General features: G+C 65.3%; 14 protein-coding genes. 4 read left to right on the top strand and 10 right to left on the bottom strand.

Features of this window, described 5'->3' with window-relative positions:
- Positions 1-114 precede the first annotated feature (114 nt).
- The 4 genes from AB4Y67_RS04420 to glf all read right to left on the bottom strand — a co-directional run bounded on the left by AB4Y67_RS04420 (position 115) and on the right by glf (position 4,900).
- Positions 115-840, bottom strand: coding sequence for an ABC transporter ATP-binding protein (locus AB4Y67_RS04420; protein ID WP_441404574.1), 726 nt, complete (start codon positions 838-840; stop codon positions 115-117).
- The gene (locus tag AB4Y67_RS04415) at positions 841-1,764 is read right to left on the bottom strand and encodes an ABC transporter permease (RefSeq protein WP_441404573.1); all 924 of its coding nucleotides are present in this window, start codon (positions 1,762-1,764) and stop codon (positions 841-843) included.
- Positions 1,719-3,632, bottom strand: coding sequence for a glycosyltransferase (locus AB4Y67_RS04410; RefSeq protein WP_441404572.1), 1,914 nt, complete (start codon positions 3,630-3,632; stop codon positions 1,719-1,721). Before AB4Y67_RS04410 ends, AB4Y67_RS04415 begins: the two co-directional genes overlap by 46 nt.
- A gap of 80 nt (positions 3,633-3,712) precedes the next feature.
- On the bottom strand, positions 3,713-4,900 hold the full coding sequence (glf, locus tag AB4Y67_RS04405) for a UDP-galactopyranose mutase (protein WP_441404571.1): 1,188 nt from the start codon (positions 4,898-4,900) through the stop codon (positions 3,713-3,715).
- Positions 4,901-5,142: 242 nt separating this feature from the next.
- On the opposite strand from glf, the gene AB4Y67_RS04400 reads away from it, so the two are divergent.
- Entirely contained in the window at positions 5,143-9,105 is a 3,963-nt protein-coding gene (locus tag AB4Y67_RS04400; RefSeq protein WP_441404570.1) for an FtsK/SpoIIIE domain-containing protein, read from the top strand.
- A gap of 8 nt (positions 9,106-9,113) precedes the next feature.
- Here the strand turns inward: AB4Y67_RS04400 and AB4Y67_RS04395 are convergent, their stop codons facing one another.
- Positions 9,114-9,605, bottom strand: a complete 492-nt coding sequence (locus tag AB4Y67_RS04395; protein ID WP_441404569.1) for a hypothetical protein — start codon at positions 9,603-9,605, stop codon at positions 9,114-9,116.
- Between the two features lie 240 nt (positions 9,606-9,845).
- On the opposite strand from AB4Y67_RS04395, the gene AB4Y67_RS04390 reads away from it, so the two are divergent.
- Entirely contained in the window at positions 9,846-10,094 is a 249-nt protein-coding gene (locus AB4Y67_RS04390) for a WhiB family transcriptional regulator (protein ID WP_003804966.1), read from the top strand.
- A 162-nt stretch (positions 10,095-10,256) separates the two neighbouring features.
- Here AB4Y67_RS04390 and AB4Y67_RS04385 read toward each other — a convergent pair whose 3' ends face one another.
- The 4 genes from AB4Y67_RS04385 to AB4Y67_RS04370 are packed head-to-tail and all read right to left on the bottom strand — an operon-like array spanning position 10,257 to position 18,646.
- Entirely contained in the window at positions 10,257-11,726 is a 1,470-nt protein-coding gene (locus tag AB4Y67_RS04385; RefSeq protein ID WP_441404568.1) for a sensor histidine kinase, read from the bottom strand.
- A 35-nt stretch (positions 11,727-11,761) separates the two neighbouring features.
- Positions 11,762-16,636, bottom strand: a complete 4,875-nt coding sequence (locus tag AB4Y67_RS04380; protein WP_441404567.1) for an NAD-glutamate dehydrogenase — start codon at positions 16,634-16,636, stop codon at positions 11,762-11,764.
- Positions 16,637-16,694: 58 nt separating this feature from the next.
- The gene (locus AB4Y67_RS04375) at positions 16,695-18,005 is read right to left on the bottom strand and encodes an AAA family ATPase (RefSeq protein WP_441404566.1); all 1,311 of its coding nucleotides are present in this window, start codon (positions 18,003-18,005) and stop codon (positions 16,695-16,697) included.
- Positions 18,002-18,646, bottom strand: coding sequence for a hypothetical protein (locus AB4Y67_RS04370; RefSeq protein ID WP_441404565.1), 645 nt, complete (start codon positions 18,644-18,646; stop codon positions 18,002-18,004). The genes AB4Y67_RS04375 and AB4Y67_RS04370 overlap by 4 nt, the downstream gene beginning before the upstream one ends.
- A gap of 148 nt (positions 18,647-18,794) precedes the next feature.
- On the opposite strand from AB4Y67_RS04370, the gene AB4Y67_RS04365 reads away from it, so the two are divergent.
- Positions 18,795-19,010, top strand: a complete 216-nt coding sequence (locus AB4Y67_RS04365) for a helix-turn-helix domain-containing protein (protein ID WP_224047050.1) — start codon at positions 18,795-18,797, stop codon at positions 19,008-19,010.
- A 63-nt stretch (positions 19,011-19,073) separates the two neighbouring features.
- On the opposite strand, the gene AB4Y67_RS04360 is transcribed toward AB4Y67_RS04365, so the two are convergent.
- A complete protein-coding gene (locus AB4Y67_RS04360) occupies positions 19,074-19,643 on the bottom strand; it encodes a hypothetical protein (RefSeq protein ID WP_441404564.1) in 570 nt (189 codons plus the stop codon).
- Positions 19,644-19,799: 156 nt separating this feature from the next.
- Here AB4Y67_RS04360 and AB4Y67_RS04355 point away from each other — a divergent pair, with 156 nt between their 5' ends.
- Entirely contained in the window at positions 19,800-20,591 is a 792-nt protein-coding gene (locus tag AB4Y67_RS04355) for a LysM peptidoglycan-binding domain-containing protein (protein ID WP_441404563.1), read from the top strand.
- Positions 20,592-20,651 lie beyond the last annotated feature (60 nt).

The raw sequence follows: 20,651 nt of genomic DNA, 5'->3' as shown, positions 1-20,651 counted from the left end.
CCGACGGCCTACTAGTCACAGTTCTCTTCCTATAGTGAAACGGTCGTCGTCGATGTGCTCCGGTCCGGGGACTGAGACGCTCAGTTCCCTTGAGGGCCCTGCCGCTGCCCGGCCCTAGGCCCGAAGAAGGGCCACGGCCTTATCAATAGGGCCGTCGAACATCAGGTTCCCGTGCTCAAGGAGGACACCCCGCTCGCAGATGCGCGACACCAGGTCAAGGTCGTGGCTGACGACAACGAGCGTCTTGCCGTTCTGGGCCAGCTCCTGAATCTTGGAGATGCACTTGCGCTGGAAAGGCTCGTCTCCGACCGCCAGAATTTCATCGATGAGGAAGACCTCAGGGTCCGTATGGACTGCTACCGAGAAGGCCAACCGCAGATACATTCCGGAAGAGTAGAACTTCACTTCCGTGTCGATAAACTGCCCGATTTCTGCAAACTCCACGATGGCGTCGAAGCGATCGTTGACTTGCTGCTCCGTCATCCCCAGGATGGCTCCGTTGAGGTAGACGTTGTCCCGGCCCGACAAGTCGGGGTGGAAACCCGCGCCAACTTCAATGAGGCCGGCCACCCGTCCCCGGGTACGGACAGTGCCGAAGTCGGGAAGCATGACTCCGGATATGTGTTTAAGGAGCGTCGACTTACCGGACCCGTTCAGCCCCAGGAGCGCCACGGACTCTCCGGTCCTTACTGTCAGCGAGACGTCTTTGAGCGCGTGGAACTTCTCCGACAGGTCGCCTCGGCGACCCTTGGCAAGCCATACGACAGCCTCCTTCAACGACCGGGTGTGACGCAGCACAAACTGCTTGCTGACGTCCCGTACTTCAATAGCGTTTGCCACTCACAACTCCTGCGCGAATCGGCCCTCAAGCCGACGAAATGTAAATTGGCCCAGGACAAGGACCGCGATCGAAAGAACGATTCCCACGGGCAACCACAAGGTGAACAAGTTCGGCGGCATCGGCGCTGAACCATCGGTGGTTGGCAACCAGAAAGCGTAGTGGAAGAGCTCCACTCCAACGGTGATCGGATTCGCCTGGTAGACGGCGAAAGCAACGTCCCCAAGCTTGTCCCGAACCATGGTCCACGAGTACATGACCGGCGAAGCCCATGTCGCGATCATCAGCAACATGTCGACGATGTTCTCGGAGTCACGGAAATAGACGTTTGCCGAGCCGAACAGCAGGCCGAGTCCTGTGGCAAGGAGTGCAACGATGACAAAGCCTCCGACCGCAGCCAGGAGCTGGAGCAGATTGGGGTGCCACCCAGCAAAGACACACGCTGTGACGAGCACAACCAGCTGCGGAAAGAAGTGAACCGCGGAAACCCACACAGAGGCGACAGGGAACAGCTCCCGCGGAAGATAGATCTTTTTGATCAAGTTGCCGTTATGGACTATCGACCTCGCAGCATTGCCCAGTGCCTCGGAAAAGAAATTGATGAGCACAATTCCCGAGAAAAGGTAGATGGCATAGTTGGCGAGCCCGTCAGGGTTCTTGGGACTTTTTTCCAGTCCAAGAAATACGCCCAAGGCGATGTAAAAAACAATGAACTGGACGCCGGGCTTCACGTAGGACCACATCAGCCCCAGAACGGAGCCCCTGTAACGGACCTTGAGCTCTTTCCGTACCAACAACTTCAGCAAGAACCCGGACTGGCGGATGTCGCGGATCCCGCCGCCGATGCCGGGGGTGGTGAGTTCGCTTAAGCTGACGCCGCTCACTTGATCTCGTTCTGCGTGTGCTGCTCGAAAGTCTTCCTCCATGACTCCATCGAAGTCAGATCCCCCACGGCAGCCCGGTACTGGGCGCTAAGTTCGCGCCAGTCCTTGAGCAGGACTGAGTGCAGATGCGCGCTCTGGGCGAGCATCTCGCGGAGCTGCTTCGGGTCCCTCTTGTACCAGGACGCACCTGTTCCCTCTGCGTTGGAGACCACCGCGCTGTCGTACTGGGCCATCCGCCACCAACGGTTGTCCTGGTGCGGCACGGTCGCCTGGGGGCGCTCCATGCTTGATCCGCTCACGGGGTTAAGCAGTTGCCGGATGACCGTCTTGGCTGCCCATGGCAGAAGTGAGACCTTCGAGGGCTGTGTGATGCCGTGGCCCCGGCGGGGCGGCTTGTCCATTTTTGGTGCAGGGAAGTCGTCCTGGTCAGGGCGGAACACCGAGTCTGAGTAACCAGCCATCATTTTTCGGATCTCCGGCAACTTCGTCGGCAGAAGCTCCCGAAGACCGGCCGGCCCCTTGAGGACATCTTCCATTGCCCAGTTACGCCCCCTGACAGTTGCATACTGCATCGAAACGAGGTGCTTCACGTCATGGTAGTGAGACTCGCGAACGACGCGCCCGCCGTACTCGTAGGGGCTGTGCAGCAGCGCCACGACAACACGGTTGCGCGCGTGGAAGTACGCCTGCCAGCCGACCAGGTCGTCCTTGTCGATCCACGAAACGTGCCAAACCGCTGAACCAGGCAGGGAGACGGTCGGGAATCCGTGTTTCTTGGCACGAAGGCCGTACTCAGAGTCATCCCACTTGATGAACAGTGGAAGCGACAAGCCAATCTCGCGGATAACGGCGGTAGGAACCAGACACATCCACCAGCCGTTGTAGTCCACATCAACACGACGGTGCAGCCAGGACGTTTGGCGAAGATTTGACGACATGAAGTCGTGCCCCAGAATCATTTCCTCGCTCGGCAGTGCGGGCTGGAACCTGTACGGATTCACAACTTCACCGAACGTGTGCATGACGGTCCGGTTGTAAAGATCGAACATGTGCCCACCGACGATGGTCGGCGTCTTGCACCGGTCCGCGAATGTGAGGAGACGAATGATGCTTTCCGGCTCGACGACTATGTCGTCATCCATAAGAAGCACATAGTCGCTGCCATTTTCAACGGCCTCGAACATTCCCCGGGCGAACCCGCCGGACCCTCCGAGGTTCGACTGGTTGATGATCCTCAGTTTCCCTTGGAGCGCATCCCTGACTTCCGCGAATCCCTCGGCCTCAGAGACTTTTTGTGAGCCCTGATCCACAAGGAGCACTTCCTGAACGTGCTCAAGGGCTTCAGGATTCTCCGCCATGAGACGCAGGTTGTTCAGGCAGAAGTCGTTCTTGTTCAGCGTCGTGATCTGCAGGGTGACGGAGCCCGATGGCTTTTCAACGGCTGGCCCCTGCCATTCTGCCTCGAGCATCACGAGGGGTTCCGTGCCGGCGACCAGATCGAACCAATACCATCCGCCGTCGCCAAACGGTGCCAAGCTCAACTCGAAGACGCTGTCAGCTGTTCCTTCAACCCTCCGGGTGTCGACCCGCTGGAGGGACCCACGTGCATTGGATTTGTAGACAATGACGGAGCCGGGCCCCTGGGTGCGTACCTGAAGCCGAATATTCTCAACGGTTGTCCATCGGCGCCAGTAGCTTGCCGGGAAGGCGTTGAAATAGCTTCCGAAAGACACACGCTCACCCGAACGGACCAAGGTGGACCTGCGGGAGAGGAAATCCTCTATATGAGCTTCTTTCGTTGGGGCTGCGAAGCTGCGGACACTGGCCGGTTTTCCCTCGCGGTCGCCCGCCGTGGGCAGCTGCGTCCCGGTGGCGGCACCCATGTCCATGTAGAGCGGGACAGTGTCCATTTGGCTCTGGCTGGGCAGAATTACCCTCTGGAGAGTCGACCAGCTCAGTTTCGTTTCAACTTCTACTTCGCTTGAGACTGTCACGCGTCCACTCCTCCGCTTTCAATCTTCGCGCCGCCCTCGAAATGCGGGCGGATCTGGTTCTCGAACATGGTCAGCGCGGACCCGATGGCCATGTGCATGTCCAGGTACTTGTACGTTCCGAGGCGTCCGCCGAACAGGACGTCCTTTTCGGCGGCCGCGAGGTCGCGGTACTTCAGCAGGCGCTCCCGGTCCGTTGCCGTGTTGATCGGGTAGTAGGGCTCGTCGCCCTTCTCCGCCGCGCGGGAGAACTCGCGCATGACGACGGTCTTTTCCGTCTGGTAGTCGCGCTCCGGGTGGAAGTGGCGAGGCTCGATGATGCGGGTGTAGGCCACATCGGCGTCGTTGTAGTTGACCACGGACGTTCCCTGGAAATCGCCGACGTCGAGCACTTCTTCCTCGAAGTCGATGGTGCGCCAGGAGAGGTCGCCCTCGGCGTAGTCGAAGTAGCGGTCGACGGGGCCGGTGTAGATGACCGGGACGTTGCCAACAACTTTGTTCTTGCTGTATTCGTGCGACTCGTCGAAGAAATCGGTGTTGAGCCGGACCTCGATGTTCGGGTGCTCGGCCATCTTTTCGATCCACGCGGTGTAGCCGTTGGTCGGCAAACCCTCGTACTTGTCGTTGAAGTACCGGTTGTCGTAGTTGTAGCGCACCGGAAGCCGGGAGATGATGCCCGCGGGCAGGTCCTTGGGGTCCGTCTGCCACTGCTTGCCGGTGTAGTGCTTGATGAACGCTTCGTAGAGCGGCCGGCCGATGAGCTGGATGCCCTTGTCGTTCAGGTTCTGCGGGTCAGTGCCGGCAAGTTCCCCGGCCTGTTCCTTGATGAGCTCCTGCGCCTGGCCGGGAGTCAGGTTGGCGCGGAAGAACTGGTTGATCGTGGCCAGGTTGATGGGCAGGGAGTAAACCTCACCCTTGTGCACGCCGTACACCTTGTGCACGTAGTTGGTGAACGTCGTGAAACGGTTGACGTACTCCCAGACACGTTCGTTCGAGGTGTGGAAGAGGTGTGCGCCGTAACGGTGCACCTCGATTCCGGTCTGCGTGTCCTTCTCGCTGTAGGCATTACCGCCGATGTGGTGGCGGCGGTCGATGACGACAACCTTCAAGCCCAGCTCAGTGGCGGCCTGTTCTGCGATTGTCAGGCCGAAAAAGCCTGACCCTACGATGACAAGGTCAGCGGTCACAAAATCTCCTGGTTCGAATATGGGCAGCGCAACGTTGTGCGTTGTCTGCTGCTCTAGCCTACCCGAGACAGGGTGTAAACCGGCGAATCGGGGCCCGCGGCGGGGGTCGCCGCGGGCCCGGTCGTTTGTACGTTTCCCGAGGTCAGCACGGCTTTCCACATACCAGGATTTCCTTGGCGCGGGCCGCTGCTTCCGCGACTAGCGTGGGATTTAGCGACGCCGCGGGAAAGGACCCCCAGCCGATGATGCTGCACTGCACTCTCGTTCCGGCGCCGGGATCCGCACTCGCGGCCGGGCCGGTGGAGCTGTCCATCGAACTGCCAGCCATGTGTTCCGGAGTGGAACTTCAGGCGGCGATCGCCCGTCGCTACGGGACCCGGGAGCTGACCGTGGACCGGGTCCCGGTCGCCGCGTTCATTGTCGGCGAGCGCCCCCTCGTCGACGGCGCCGTCTTGGTGGACGGCGCAGTTCTGATGGACGGCGCAGTTCTGATGGACGGCGCAGTGACTGCCGCTGCCCCGGATGCGGCACGCCTGGTCCTTGCCGTGCACAGCGGGCCCGGCGCCGGCCTGGTGGTCCCCCTACGGCGCGGAAGATTCCGGATCGGACGCAGCGGCACGGAGATCGTCATCCCGGACACGGAATTGTCCCGCGAACATGCGCAGCTGGATGTCTCCGACTCCGCCGTCACCCTGCTCGATCTTGGGAGTGCCAACGGGATCAGCGTCAACGGAAAAAGAGTGCAGGCCGCGGCCCTCTCGTCAGACGCCATGATCCGGTGCGGCGGTTCGTCGATGTCCCTGGTTTTCTGCGGCGCCTTGGCCCCCGGAGTCCAGAGTTCTGCGGGTTCAGACGCCTCGGCACCGTTGGTGGTCAGCAACCCCGCGGCGAACGGCAACAGGGCTGCCTTGATGCTGGCGGCGGCCCTTCCGCTGGCAATCGGGGCCGGACTGGCGGTCGGAACGGGAATGTGGATCTTCCTGGCGTTCACGGCTGTGTCAGCGGTTTCGGTCCTGGTACCCGTTGTCTTGGGCAGACGGCAGCGCCGGGAGTTGAAGGCTGCCGTCGCCGCGGCGGCGATTGAGGACATGGAACGACGGCGGCGGGCCGCACCGTCTGCAGCAGAGCTGTCCCTGCGAGGCTCATTTGCCGGGCCTGACTCTGTTGTGGCGGCCTCTGCCGGCACAGGGCCCGTATGGCTGCGCCTCGGAGAGGCACAACAATGCGCTAACATCCGGTTGGAGCCGCCCGACGCCGGCGTTCGGCCACCGCTGCTCGGAATGATGCCTGTTACCTTGGATCCTGGAACCACCGTGACCACCCTTTGTGGGCCGGAAGCCAATGTGGCGGGGCTGCTCAGATCCTTCGTGCTGCAGCTTGCCTGCTACCCCGCTGCCCGGCGGACCAGGATTCTCATTCATGGTCCGACCCCGGCTCTCCTTGCCGCGCGCTTCCTTGCAGCCGCGACTCTCTCCACGCAGGAAGCCGCCACTATGGAAACCCTGGCGGCCTGCCCGGACGGGGGCCCCGAGGGCGGGGTACTGATCATCGTCAAAGCCGCCGGAACATCCGCGCTGCGCGCCGTGGCAGTCAGCCGCGGCTGGCAAGTAATCGACTGCGCCGGCGATCCGGACGCAGGTGCAGAGTCATCCATCGTTCTCAATGCCCGGACCGGAACGCTTTCATCAGCCCGCTCATCGCTGGAGTTCACACCTGACCTTGTTCCGGCCGGCGTCTTCGACCGCAACTGCCGCCACTTGGTAGCCGGTGTTCCATCGTCGGTCCCACGGACGGGCATCCCCCCGGCCTGTTCCCTCGGTGGGCTTGTCCCGTTCTCAGCGCGGGACATTTCCCAGCGCTGGACCGAGTCCGCCTCAGCGGGTGGCCTTCCGGTGGTGGTTGGCATCGGAAGTTCCGGTCCCCTGCGGCTGGACCTCCAGGCTGACGGCCCCCACTTCCTCGTGGCGGGCACCACGGGGTCAGGCAAGTCGGAATTCCTCCGGACCCTGGCCGCTGCGTTGGCGGCCGCCCATCCACCCGGCCGAGTCAATTTGCTGTTCATAGATTTCAAGGGCGGCGCCGGTCTGCGGCCCCTGGCCGGCCTGGCCCACTGCGTCGGGCTCCTCACCGACCTCGACACCAATGCAGTAGCCCGCGCTCTCGTCTCCCTGGGCACGGAAGTTCGCCGCCGGGAGGAACTCCTCGCCGAGTTTCGGGCCGCCGATCTCATAGCTTACGAATCGGCTCATCCGGCCGGGCCGTTGCTGCCTCATCTGGTCATCATCATCGATGAATTCAGGATGCTGGTCGATGAGGCCCCTGCCGCCCTGGCTGAACTGATGCGGATTGCCGCCATCGGCCGATCCCTCGGAATACACCTCATCATGGCAACCCAGCGTCCCCAGGGCGCCGTGTCAGCCGATATCCGCGCAAACGTCACCAGCTGCGTCGCCTTGCGGGTCCAATCCGAAATGGAGTCCGTTGACATCATCAATTCCCGTCTGGCCGCCGCTATTCCGATCACCAGACCGGGCCGGGCCTACCTGGTCCGCGGCAACGAAGCGCCGGAGGAGTTCCAGTCGGCCACGGTCACTTCGCCCGTCCAGGAGACGACCCGCCGCCCCGCGGTGATGGAGGCAATGGAATTCCTCAACCGCCCGCCGGCCGGCTCATCAGGCTCGGCGGGCAGCACAGCCCCGCAATCTGCCGGGGCTGTGGCCCGGCTGACGGAAACAGTATCCGCCCTGTGGGAGGCGGCCGGCGGCAGCCCGCCACGCCGTCCCGTCGCAGAGCCCCTCCCCAGGAATCTGCCGTTTCCCGCGGACGGGATCCTCGACGGGACCCGGCTGGGGCTGTTGGACCTTCCCGAAGAGCAGCGCGTCGCCGAGTTTGGCTGGCTTCCGGGCGCACACGGTCATCTGGGATTGATCTCGGGCAGCAATGGCGGCGCCGACGCCGTCCTGGGGCTCATCCTCGGGCAACTCCTTAGCTGCGAGGAGGAATCGCATCTCTATCTCCTGGATGCCGCCGGTTCATTCACCGAAGCGGCCAAGGCGCCGCGGGTCGGCGCAGTCGTGGGGCTGCACGAACTCCGCCGGGCCGCGCGGGTTCTGGAACGGCTCTCGGAAGAAATGACCCGGCGACTGGGCGCGGCGCCCACGGCCGGCCCACCTGACCTGGTCCTCGCACTGTGCGGCTGGGGCTCCTGGGTGTCGGCGTTCCGGGCCGGCCCCCTGGCCTGGGCCGAAGACCTCGTCCAGGACATCGTCCGCGACGGCGCCAGGGCGGGAATCACGGTGCTTGCCGCGGGCGAACGCGAGCTTGTGAGCGCCAGGTTCTTCGCTGCCGTTCCCAACCGGATCTTCCTGCCCGCCGGATCGACGGAAGAGGGGAGGCTCGGCTGGCCCCGGTTGCCCGTCTTTGACGCCGCTTCCGGCCGGGTGGTGGTTTTTGGGCCGATGTCCCCGGCATCCTCTCCGTCGGGGCATGTGGGACAGCTGTTCGGGGCCGCCTCCCCTGCTGCGCTGGCAGGGACCGTTGCCCCGCGGACCCGGCCGTTCCGCGTCGAGCCACTTCCCCGGCTGGTCACGGTCGCCGAAGTCCACTCCCGCCTATCGTGCCCTGCTCCCCCGCCCGGCCACGTGTGCCTTGGCGTCGGAGGCGACGACATGCTGCCGGCGGGCCTACCACTGCAGCAGGGCGATGTCCTCGCCGTCCTCGGCGGCCATTCCTCCGGCAAGAGTTCGCTGCTGACTGCCCTGCCAGGCCTCAATCCGGGGGCCAGTTGGCTCCGCGCCCACGCGGAGGAGGACGCGGAGCAGTACTGGGCGGGGCTCCACGAAGCAGCAAGCTCCGGCGAACTGGACCCGGCAGCGATACTCCTGGCGGACGACCTCGATCTGCAGTCGCCCGAAGCCAACAGCCAGCTGCTTCTGCTCAACAGGCTCGGCTGGCGGGTGGTCCTCACCGCCGTCTACAGCCCGGGCACCCGGCAACGGGTTCCCCTGGTTCTGAGGGCGGCCGGCCAGGTTCGGGGCGTCCTGATCGCCCCGCGCAGCCCTCTGGACGGAGAGCTGTTCGGCGTCCGTTTCGACCTAGAGCAAAACCCTCCCCCGGGCCGCGCGGTCGTGATATCGGACGGCCGGTCGCAGATGGTGCAGTTGGCGTTCGATCCTGCGGCAGACAGCAGCGCCAGGGGACCGTGAATCCGCGGCTACAGGGCGGGCGGCGCCCCGCCTGCACGCGACGCGAAGGCAATGACACGCTTGTCAAACAGCAGCACGATGGCGATTACCGCCGGCACGAGCATGGCCAGACCCGCCAGGGGGAACCCACCCGTCAGCGTTGGAAAGCCGATGGTGAGCGTAAAGAGCTGAGCAACGAGTGCGCCCGCACGCGGCCACCGGTATCCGCGGAACAGGAAGGTGGCCACCGCAAAGAGCCAGGCGGAGAAGGCCAGCAGGAGCCCCAGCGTGAACACCGCGCCCCAGAAGGAGAGTACCGGGGCGCCCGTCAGCAGTTGGCTTCCGTACCAGATGGCCGCCACCAGCAGCGCTGACGCTTCCAGCGCGACGACGACCGCAATCACCAGGATGCCTGAGGGCCGCGCAGGAAGGCCGGCGCCGGGATCGCCGGCAGGGACACCTGGGGGAAGACCATCGCCGTTCGCGGCAGGTCCGGAGGGGTTTTCAGGAGCTCTTGACACACTGGCACAGTACCGGACATAGTCGTCTAGATGTGAGGGCGCCGCCAGCGAATGTGATGCATCGCTCACGATCCCGAGGCATATTGAAGCGGGTTATCCCTTGTTTACGCAGCGTTAACATGACACGCTTAAACCAGATGACCGAGGGGGCCCCAGAGGGCCCCTTTCTTATGAAGCCTCTAGTGAATAGTTTCACAAAGGCATTTAACGAGTGCCCAGGAAATGGAGTGACTGATCAGCATGGATTGGCGTAACCGCGCAGCGTGCCTTGACAAGGACCCGGAGCTTTTCTTCCCCGTAGGAAATACCGGCCCCGCCCTCCTGCAGATCGAGGAAGCCAAAAGTGTTTGCCGTCGATGCCCCGTTGTCGACACCTGCCTCCAGTGGGCGCTGGAGTCCGGCCAGGACGCCGGCGTCTGGGGCGGCATGAGCGAAGACGAACGCCGCGCCCTGAAACGCCGCGCGGCCCGCGCCCGCCGCGCCTCCTAAAGACCAAGTTCCTGATGCCGGCGCACCGGCAATCCGCATTCAGCGGCAGGACAGCAATGGCCGCAGACCTCCGTCTGCGGCCATTTGCCGTTTAACGGCCGCCGGGCCGTGCCGCCGGCCGGACGGGCGGGTTCAATGAACCGGCCCGCCGCCGGCCAACGGTTACCGTTTAGCCAGGCTCAGGACAATCTGGACAGCGGTTCCGCCGCCCTCCCTGGCTTTCCACTGAATGCTCCCGCCCAGTTCGCTCGTCACCAGGGTGCGCACGATCTGCAGGCCCAGTCCCTCCACATACGGCGTGGCCGGGATGCCGACGCCGTCGTCCGCGACAGACACGGTGAGCAGCTCCTCGCCGTCCTCGCTTTCGGAGCGGTCGGCGATCAACCAGACGGTTCCGGTCCGGCCCTCCAGACCATGCTCGACGGCGTTTGTCACCAGCTCGTTGATCACCAGGGCCAGCGGGGTGGCAAAGTCACTCGGCAGCTCGCCGAAGAGTCCCGAGCGGGCCGTTTTCACCTGCTGCGACGGGGACGCCACCTCAGCCGAGAGGCGGAACTGGCGGCCGATGAGCTCATCGAAGTCGACGCTCTGGGTCAGGCCCTGGGAGAGCGTCTCATGCACGAGGGCAATCGTGGCCACCCGTCGCATCGCCTGCTCGAGTCCCTGCTTGGCCTCGTCGCTGACCATGCGCCGTGACTGCATCCGCAGCAGTGCAGCGACGGTCTGCAGATTGTTCTTCACCCGGTGGTGGATCTCGCGGATCGTGGCGTCCTTTGTCACGAGTTCCATCTCCCGCCGCCGCAGCTCGGAGACATCACGGCAGAGCACCAGGGCCCCGAAGCGCTGCTGTTCGTCCCGGAGGGGAATGGCCCGCAGCGACAGGCTGACCCCGCGGGACTCTATTTCACTGCGCCATGGCATGCGTCCCGTCACAACGAGCGGGAGGGTCTCATCCACCATGCGGCGGTCTTTCAGCAGTCCCGCCGTGACCTCGGCCAGGCTCCTCCCCTCGAGGGACTCGCCGTCGCCGAGCCGGCGGAACGCGGAGACCCCGTTGGGGCTCGCGTACTGGACGATCCCCTCGGCGTCGAGCCTGATGAGGCCGTCGCCGACGCGGGGCGCGCCGCGCCGGGAGCCGGTAGGCGAGGCGAAGTCGGGCCAGAGCCCGAGCGTGCCCATCCGGAGCAGATCGTAGGCGCATTGCCGGTAGGTCAGCTCAAGCCGGGACGGCATCCGGGAGCTGGAAAGGTCCATGTGGGTCGTGACGATGGCCAGCGTCCGGCCGTTGCGGACCATGGGTACGGCCTCGACCCGGAGGGCCATGTCACTGCTCCAGTTAGTCTCGTTGGAGCGCTCGATCGTGCGGCTCTCCCACGCCTTGCCAACCAGCGGCAGCAGGTCCGACCTGATCCCCTCCCCCACGAAGTCGGCATGGAACACCGTGTGCGTGGTGGAGGGGCGGACGTGGGCCAGCGCCACGTAACCGAACTCAGGGTGCGGGAACCACAGCGCCAGGTCGGCGAACGCAAGGTCCGCGACCATCTGCCAGTCGCCGACAAGGAGGTGTAGCCATTCGGCATCCCCCGGCCCGAAATCAGCATGCTCCCTGATAGGGTCCGTAAAGATTGCCACAGCACCTCCAATTGCGACGCCGGGGGCGGCAGCCCCTAGCGTCGAACGATTGACCTCAAGAGCCTCAATGCTACCGACAGCGAGGCCATGTCATCGGCCTCGAGGGCATTGACCTCGTCAAACATGGACTTCGCCCGGCCGAGCTGCTCCACATTCTGGCTCTCCCAGGCCGCCAGCCGCTCCTCCGCCGGAGTTCCGGCCGGAGTACTCTCCAGGACCGCCGTCGTCATGTCCGAGACGGTGGAGTAGAGATCATCCCGCAGGGCCGCGCGGGCCAGGGCCTGCCAGCGGTCCGCCCTCGGCAGCTTGGTGATGCGTTCGAGCAGGGAATCCGCGTGGAAGCGGTTGAACACCGTGTAGTACACGTGCGCAATGTCGGCCACGGATTCCGGGCTGACATGGACGATCTTGGCGATATCCAGGAGCACGAAGCTCTCGAACAGCTCCGCCCAGCGGTGCGCCAGGTCCTCGGGAAGGTCCCAGCTGCGCGCCTTCTCCAGCCATTCGGCCACGCGCGCGCGGTCGTCGCCGCGGAGGTAGTCCAGCAGCCGGGCCCGCATGGGGTCCATGAGCGGCTTGAATTCCGCCACAATGTCGGCGATGGGACGGGATGTCGAGCCCTGGCCCAGGAGCCACCGGACGGCGCGGTCCAGGAGCCGCCGGATGTCCAGGTGGACGGTGCTCCAGTGTTCGGTCGGGAACGACGCCGGGAGTTCGTTGAGTTCCTTGACCATGATGTCGAGTTCGTAGACCTCGCGGAGGGCCACGAACGCCTTGGCGACAGCGGCTTCCGTGGCCGAGGTTTCCTCCATGGCGCGGAACGCGAAGGTGATGCCGCCGAGGTTGATCATGTCGTTGGCCACCACCGTCGCGATGATTTCGCGCCGCAGCGGGTGTGTGTCCAGTTCGGCGTCGAACCTGTCCCGCAGCTGTTGCGGGAAGTAGGCACGCAGCGTGGCACGGAACCACGGGTCGTCGGCCAGGTCGCTGTCCCGGAGCGCCGAGGCGAGTTCGATCTTGGCGTAGGCGGCCAGCACTGACAGCTCGGGCGAGGTCAGGCCCTGGCCCTGTTCCAGCCGCTCACGCAGCGTCTCGGTCGTCGGCAGGGCTTCCAGCTCACGCTTCAGATCGGCGCGCTTCTCCAGCCAGTCCATCAGGCGTTCGTAGCTGGGGCTCCATTCGGAAACCCGCATCCGGTCATTGAGCAGGAGGATGTTCTGGTCGATGTTGTCCTCCAGCACCAGCCGGCCGACTTCATCGGTCATCGAGGCAAGGAACTCCGAACGTTCCGCAGGATCCAGCTTCCCGGCGGCGACCATCCGGTCCACGAAGATCTTGATGTTGACCTCGTGGTCGGAGCAGTCCACCCCGGCGGAATTGTCGATCGCGTCGGTGTTGAGGATAACCCCCTGGAGTGCCGCCTCGATGCGGCCCCGCTGGGTCATGCCCAGGTTGCCGCCTTCACCGACCACCTTCACGCGCAGCTCGCGGCCGTCGACGCGGATGGAGTCATTGGCCTTGTCGCCCACCTCGGCATTCGTTTCCGTGCCGGCCTTGACGTAGGTGCCGATTCCGCCGTTGTACAGCAGGTCGGCCGGGGCAAGCAGGATCGCACGCAGCAGTTCGGGCGGGCTGAGCCGTGTGGTCCCGTCGGGCAGCCCGAGGGCGAACCTGACCTGGTCCGATACCGGGATGGATTTCGCCTGGCGGGCAAACACGCCGCCGCCTTCGCTGATCAGTGCCTTGTTGTAGTCGTCCCACGAGGAACGGGGCAGTTCGAAGAGCCGCTGCCGCTCGGCGAAGGAAACGGCCTCATCCGGGGTGGGATCGAGGAAGATATGCCGGTGGTCAAAGGCCGCGAGCAGCCGGATGTGCTTCGAGAGCAGCATGCCGTTGCCGAACACGTCACCGGACATGTCGCCGACGCCGACCACCGTGAACGGCTCGGTCTGCGTGTCCAGGTCCAGCTCGCTGAAGTGGCGCTTGACCGATTCCCAGGCACCGCGGGCGGTGATGCCCATGGCCTTGTGGTCGTAGCCGACGGAGCCGCCGGAGGCGAAGGCATCCCCAAGCCAGAAACCATATTCCACGGCCAGGCCGTTGGCGATGTCGGAGAACGATGCCGTGCCCTTGTCGGCCGCGACGACGAGGTAGGAATCGTCGTCGTCGTGCCGCACGACGTCGGCCGGCGGCACGAGCTGCTCGCCCTCCGGCGTCGTGATGAGGTTGTCGGTGACGTCCAGGAGGCCGCGGATGAACGTCTTGTAGCTTTCGACGCCCTCCGCCATCCAGGCGCTGCGGTCCGCCGCGGGGTCCGGGAGTTGCTTGGCGTAGAACCCGCCCTTGGCACCGGTGGGCACGATCACGGCGTTCTTGACGGTCTGGGCCTTGACCAGGCCGAGGATTTCCGTGCGGAAATCCTCGCGGCGGTCAGACCAGCGCAGTCCGCCGCGGGCCACCTTGCCGAAGCGCAGGTGAACACCCTCGACGCGGGGCGAGTAGACCCAGATCTCGAACATCGGCGTGGGGAACGGCAGTCCGTCAATCGCAGACGGGTTCAGCTTGAAACTGAGGTGCGGCTTGTTCTGGTAGTAGTTGGTCCGCAGCGTCGCCTGGATCAGGTTCTTGAACGTGCGAAGCACGCGGTCCGCGTCTAGGGTCGCGACCTGTTCGATGGCTGCGTCCAGTCCGCCGAGGACCTCCTTTTGCCGGAGCCTGCGCTCGTCCTCACTGAGTGAGGGATCGAAGCGGGCCTCGAACAACGCGATGAGTCCGCGGTTTACGTCAGGGTTGGCCAGCAGGGTGTCGGCCAGGAATCCGTAGGAGTTCGTGTTTCCCATCTGCCGCATGTACTTGGCGTAGGCGCGCAGCACGACGACCTGGCGCCAGTGCATCCCCTCGCGCAGCACCAGTCGGTCGAAGCTGTCCGATTCCACCTCACCGGAGACCGCGGCGCCGAACGAGTCCGCGAGCAGCTGCCCGGTCTTGAGGGGGTCCACCCCGGCCGGGTATTTCAGGCCGAGATCGTAGAGGAAGAAGTCACGTTGGTCCGCCGTTTCGATCTCGAACGGGCGTTCGTCCAGGACTTCCAGGCCCAGGTTGTGGAAGTAGGGCAGGATCTGGCTCAGGCTCTTGGGCTCGAGCATGTAGAGCTTGACGCGTGCGTCCTCTTCCAGCGTTGCTCCGGCGCCTTCGGGGAGGTAGACATGGACACCGGGCTGTTCCTTTCCGGTTTCCCCGGCCTGCCCGGCGCCGGCACCGTACTTCTCGAAGCGGGCGATGTCCTCCAGGGCATCCTCCACTTCGTAGTCGACGCGGTAGGTCGCGGGGAAGGCCTCCGCCCACATGGCGGCACGCTCCTTGGCGCCGTCGTCCTCGGTGCCGCCGTCGCCGTCGGCACGGGCGTGCAGGACCTCCGCGATGCCCTCGCTCCACGAGCGGGCCGCGCGGACCAGCCGCTTCTCAAGCTCGTCGCTGTTGATGTTGCTGACGTCGGCGTTCTTTGGAAGCCTGATCCGGAAGAAAAGCCGGGCCAGCGCGGATTCCGTCATCCGCGCCTCGTAGTCGATGGAAACGGCATCGAAGGTCTCGCGAAGCTCCTCCTCGATGCGCAGGCGCACGTTGGTGGTGTACCGGTCCCGCGGGAGGTAGACGAGGGCGGACATGAAACGGCCATAGATGTCCGGCCGGAGGAACAGCCGGGTCCGGCGCCGCTCCTGCAGCCGCTGGATGCCCGTTGCAATGGCGGCCAGATCGGGGATTTCGATCTGGAAGAGCTCGTCGCGGGGGTAGGTCTCGAGGATGCCCAGCAGGTCCTTGCCGGAGTGGGAATCCGGCGGGAAGCCGGCATCGCTCAAGACCGCGGCGACCTTTTCGCGGACCACCGGGATGTCACGGACGGATCCGGCGTACGCGGTGGTGGCGAAGAGCCCGATGAAGCGGCGTTCGCCGTTGACGTTGCCGGCCGCATCGAAGCTCTTGACACCGATGTAGTCGAGGTAGGCCGAGCGGTGCACGGTGGAGCGGGAGTTGGCCTTGGTGATGACGAGCGCGCGCTTTTCGCGGGCTTTTTTCCTGCCGGTTTCCGTGAGGTGCTGGATCTGGTGCGGGGTGTCGGTTCCTCCCCGCAGCAGTCCGAGTCCGCTCTCTTCCCGGGGTTCCAGCACATCCTCGCCGGATTCGTTCTTAAGGTCGTACTCGCGGTAGCCGAGGAACGTGAAGTTCCCGTCATCCAGCCAGCGGAGCAGTTCCTGGGCCTGCCGGAGTTCGGCGATCTGCGCGGGATTGGCCAGTTTGTCGAGGTCCTCGGCGATCTGAAGCGCCCGGTGCCGCATCTTCGGCCAGTCTTCGACGGCGGCGCGCACGCCGTCGAGCACGCGCCCGATGCCCTCCATCAGCGCCGCGCGCTTCGCGTCGTCCACGAGGTCGATTTCGACGGCGATCCACGACTCCATGTGCGAGGCGTTGTCCCCCTGGGCGATCAGGTGCGAAAGGTTCGGCATCGCTGCCGTGTCGCCGCTCGAGATGCCCAGGTGCGAGGGGACGCGCGCGACCTTCACGAGTTCACCGCTCTCGCGGTTGCGGGTTACGACGAACAGGGGATGCATCACCAGGCGGATGGGGGCACTCTGCCGGACCAGTTCGGCGTTGACCGAGTCAACGAGGAAGGGCATGTCGTCGGTGACGATGTAGACCACACTGCGGTCCGCTTCGTCGGCGATGGTGATGCTGGCGGCGCCGGGGAACCGGTGCGCCGCCGTGCGGCGGTGCGTCTCTGCCCGTTCTGCCAGCAACTCCCCGGGATACGCGCGAGCGTCCTCTTCGGCAAGGTGCTCGTAGTAGTCCCTCAGGTAGCCTTCTCCGGCACCGATCGAAACGGGGTGATCCTCCACGCTGGACCCAGACGACATCGACAAACGCCTCCATCAAAAAGTTCACGGCCGCTTCGTTGCGGCCCTCATGGCGAGCCTAGCCCTTTAGCCGAAGCTTCGCTGTGGAAGAAAATACAGAGGATCTACGGTTTCGCTGGACGGGTGCACAAATCAGCTCGGCGATACCCCTCCGCAGTGGAGAATCCGGTGCGGCCTCCAGCAGGAGGGATCCCGAGAGCAGCGCCGCATCGCTCGAGACCGGATCGGCCGGCAGGAACGCCGAGATGGCGACGGTGGGGCCGTACCGCTCCCACGCATCGCGGAGTTGCCGCTCCGGGGATCGGCCCACCGCGGACTGCCGCACTTTGTTCAGCACCACCCGCGGGGACGCCTGCGGCACGGCCGATTCAAGCTCTGCGAGGCCACGGACCAGCCTCGGGACGCCGATCGAGTCCGCCGCCCCCACGGCGAACACTGTGTCAGCGAGTTCGAGGCTCCTCAGCGTCGCGGCATTCCGGCGCGGCGCCATGGTGTCGAAGCTCAGCTCTTCGTCGGATTCGAGGCAAAAACCGGTGTCGATGACAGTGACATCAACGATTTGCCGGGCCCGGGCCAGCACCAGCGAAAGCGCCGCTGCGCGGAGTTCAGTCCAGCGGTCCGCACGGGTGATGCCGGTCAGCACCCGGAAGGTCCCTGATCTCGTGACCACCGGTGCCGCTATCCTGAGCAGGGCTTCCGCGTCGAGGAGGCCCTGATCCGCCAGGCGGCACGCCTGCGCGAGCCCGGCCGCCTCGTCCAGCAGCCCGAGCATGGCGGCGACGCTGGCACCATAACTGTCGGCGTCCACCAAGAGCACCGACTTTCCGCCGGCGGCGAGTTCTGCCGCCATGTTGGCCGCGAGCATGGTCCGGCCAGGCGAACCGGCGGGCCCCCACACCGCAATGATCTGCCCCTCGGCGGATCCCTCCGGCCGTCCCTCGGCTGTGCCGCCGGACGGTCCGGGCTCAAGGCCCGCGCCCGCCTGGCCGGGGGTGTCGGTCTGCCGGAGCGGGTCAGTCCCGGCCAGCAGTGCGACAGCCCCCGCGATGCGGTTGGCAAGGGCGGCGGCGTCGACTCCAGTTCCTTCGGCGGCCACGCCGATCCCCCGGAGCCGGACGTTTTCGTCCGGATTGTCCGTAAGTGCAACGACCGCGACGCCGACGGCGGACAGCCGGTCAACCAGCGACGCCGTCAGGTCCTCGCTGCCCTCCGCGACGACGGCGGCACGGGCCAGCCCGCCCTGGCAGGCGGCCAGCAGCTCTGCCAGTTCGTGGCACCGCCGCACAACTGATACCGGCCCGTGGAGCCGCTCCAGCCGGCCCACCAGGTCTTCGCGCGAGTCTCCGACCGTGACGACGGGGATGCTCATCGGCCTGCCCCACCCGGGTTCCAGACAACGGAGATCTTTGCCTTGTTGGCCTGCGCCCCCAGCAGATCAGGCATCTGCCCGTCCGCAACAAGCACCATAACGACTGTGGACCGTGCCGAGCCCAGGGCAGTGCTGCCCGGAGTGATCTGGGCGATTTCCGCGCCGGGCAACAGCAGGGTGGGCTGGCTGAATCCGTTCCGGGCATCGGGCAGCGCCACCCAGACGTCCACCCGGGAACCCGCAACTGCCTGGGCCGGCAGTGTCTCGTCAATGGTGACTGCGACCGGCTTCCGGCCCAGCCCGTCCGGCTGCCCGAAGCTCTCGCGCGGCACCAGCTGGTCCTTGCCGATTCTCTGGGCAGCCACGAGCCCGTCAGCCACTCCGGTCGCCGGCGTCAGATAGTGCAGCTCAAGGTCGCCAAGGCGGACCTTGACGCGGTTCAGCTTATCCACCGTCAGCTTTTCGCCCACTGCGATCGCTTCCCGCGCGGTGTACGCCTCGGCGGTTTGATCCGCGGCCCCGACCAGGGACGTGACCCCTGCGACGGAGGCCAGGACGAGCAGGATGCCAACGATGAGCTTGGGATCTTTCCAGGATGGTTTCTTCAGCCTCGCCCCGCCAGCCACCGTGCTCACACTCATGCGCCCGCTCCCCCTGTAGTCGCCGCCCGAATCCGGCCGGGCACCATCATTGTTTCGCCTTCGTGCCCCGACGGGAAGCCTCAGGAACAAAGAAGTGCAAACTGTGGATAACAGCCTCAGATGGACTCATCGGTGGCAAAATGGTGCCATGCCCCGATTCCTTACCCTCGCCGACGTCGCAGAACAGCTCCAGATCAATGCCCCGGCCGCCTACGCGCTGGTACGCAGCGGCGAGCTCAAGGCCATTCAGGTGGGCGGACGCGGCCAGTGGCGCGTCGAGGAGAAGATGCTCGAGCAGTACATCGAAGAGCGGTATGCGGAAGCCAGCCGGATGATCGAAGAAGCCAAGTCCAAGTCCCGCTGAGCGGCATGTGCCGAGCGCGGCAGCCATGCCGTATCTGGCACCCGCCTACCGGCCGGGCGCCAGCTAGCCGGCAGTCAGCGCCGACCTGATTCCGGCCAGCGCCGCGAACGGAATGGTCGCCACCTGCCGCACGTTGGCCGCCCGGCGCTCCTCGCCCTCCCCGGTGACCGCCAGATCAAGGTAGTCACGCCCGACCCGGTCAATCACACCGAAGAGCGTCGTTTCGCCCGTTAGGCCGCCCGCGGTCAGGACGCCCAGGCCAGCGCGGTCCCGGGCAAGGCCGCGCAGGGCGTTGGCCAGGCCAAGTCCTTGCCGGACCTTGGAAGGCTCGGTTACGGCCAGCCGGGAGAGCCCGACGTAGCGGACCGCGGAGGCATAGGGAACCAACACCTGGTGCCGTGGTTCGTCCAGCACCATCGCTTGGCTTCCCGCGTGGCTCAAGGTCCCCTCGAACGTCGATCCGGACGCGAGCTGGACCACAATCAGCCGTCCCAGCGAGCCGCGAAGCCGGTCCGCGAGCTCCACCGAGGCCTCCTCCGTCCGCGTCCGCTCCGCGATTTCGGCATCGAGATCCAGGCGCTCCCCGGCGGCCATCTGGGTCTCCAGATCGGCAAAGAGGGCATCCCAGCGCATGGCGCCAGCGTAGGCGAGCCCTGCCTTGCGGTCAACCGCACCTTTTCGAAGCAGCTATAGACAAATCGGCCAGTTAGAGTGCAAACTGCATCTAAGTGCATCAAACAGCATCAAACACCAAGTAATTGAACCACTCCAATGTGAGGCGGCCTGAACATGAGAACTGCAGAACTCCCGACGTACCCGCGCCGCCGAGTGATTTCCGCCGACGCGGCCATGGCAACAGCCATCCTGCTGATGGGACTGTTCCTCGCCGGAACGGGAGGCCAGGCTGTCCAGCGGTTGCGGTCCTCGACGGCCCGCCACGAGTCCCCCGGGTTCGAAGACCAACTTGGCATTGTGGCGAACACGGCCGGACTCATCGTGACTGTCTGGTGGGCCATGTCATTTGCCATTGCCGTCGCGGCGGCGCTGCTGGAACGGTCCGGGAAGGTCCGCGCCGCTTCGGCTGCGGAAAAATTCGCCCCCGCGTTTATGCGCCGCCTCGCCTTGGCTGCCGTCGGACTCCAACTGCTCACAGCACCGCTCGCCACTGCGTCCACCTTGCCGCCGGCGCCGGGCCCGGCGGCTTCCGCACCCGCGGCCGCATCCGCAGGGTGGACCCCGACGCCGGCGCCTACGCCGCCCGCCGTTCAGCCCGCCGTTCCGCCCGGCACGTCGGTGGCCGTCCATCCGCAATGGCGGCCACTCAGCCCGGTCATCGAACCCGGTCCGTTGACCGGCCGGCCGCTTCGCCTTCAGCGGCCCGCGGGCGAGGGGACAGAGGTGACAGTGCGCCCCGGGGATTCGCTGTGGAGCCTGTCCGCGGCCAGGCTGGGGCCGTTCGCCTCCGACGTCGACATAGCCCTGGACTGGCCCCGGCTTTTCCAGGCCAACAGGGAGGTCATCGGCGCCAACCCCCACTTCCTGCGGCCGGGCCAGATACTGAGGATTCCGCCCGGGCCCTGACACACCGTCGTCACCACCAGCATCGATAAGAACCACAGCAGTCCCCCAACAGCCCCCGTC

Origin of the sequence: Arthrobacter sp. YAF17 (genome assembly GCF_052113365.1) — a bacterium.
In the GTDB taxonomy this organism is placed as follows: domain Bacteria; phylum Actinomycetota; class Actinomycetes; order Actinomycetales; family Micrococcaceae; genus Arthrobacter.
The sequence above is the reverse complement of the archived record's forward strand: the minus strand, read 5'-3'. Positions and strand labels throughout refer to the sequence as shown.

Coding starts and splice junctions, on each gene's coding strand:
- AB4Y67_RS04410 (WP_441404572.1), bottom strand. CDS start 3,632: ATGGACACTGTCCCGCTCTACATGGACATGGGTGCCGCCACCGGGACG.
- AB4Y67_RS04400 (WP_441404570.1), top strand. CDS start 5,143: ATGATGCTGCACTGCACTCTCGTTCCGGCGCCGGGATCCGCACTCGCG.
- AB4Y67_RS04375 (WP_441404566.1), bottom strand. CDS start 18,005: ATGAGCATCCCCGTCGTCACGGTCGGAGACTCGCGCGAAGACCTGGTG.
- AB4Y67_RS04365 (WP_224047050.1), top strand. CDS start 18,795: ATGCCCCGATTCCTTACCCTCGCCGACGTCGCAGAACAGCTCCAGATC.
- AB4Y67_RS04390 (WP_003804966.1), top strand. CDS start 9,846: ATGGATTGGCGTAACCGCGCAGCGTGCCTTGACAAGGACCCGGAGCTT.
- AB4Y67_RS04380 (WP_441404567.1), bottom strand. CDS start 16,636: ATGTCGTCTGGGTCCAGCGTGGAGGATCACCCCGTTTCGATCGGTGCC.
- AB4Y67_RS04415 (WP_441404573.1), bottom strand. CDS start 1,764: ATGGAGGAAGACTTTCGAGCAGCACACGCAGAACGAGATCAAGTGAGC.
- AB4Y67_RS04355 (WP_441404563.1), top strand. CDS start 19,800: ATGAGAACTGCAGAACTCCCGACGTACCCGCGCCGCCGAGTGATTTCC.
- AB4Y67_RS04360 (WP_441404564.1), bottom strand. CDS start 19,643: ATGCGCTGGGATGCCCTCTTTGCCGATCTGGAGACCCAGATGGCCGCC.
- AB4Y67_RS04370 (WP_441404565.1), bottom strand. CDS start 18,646: ATGAGTGTGAGCACGGTGGCTGGCGGGGCGAGGCTGAAGAAACCATCC.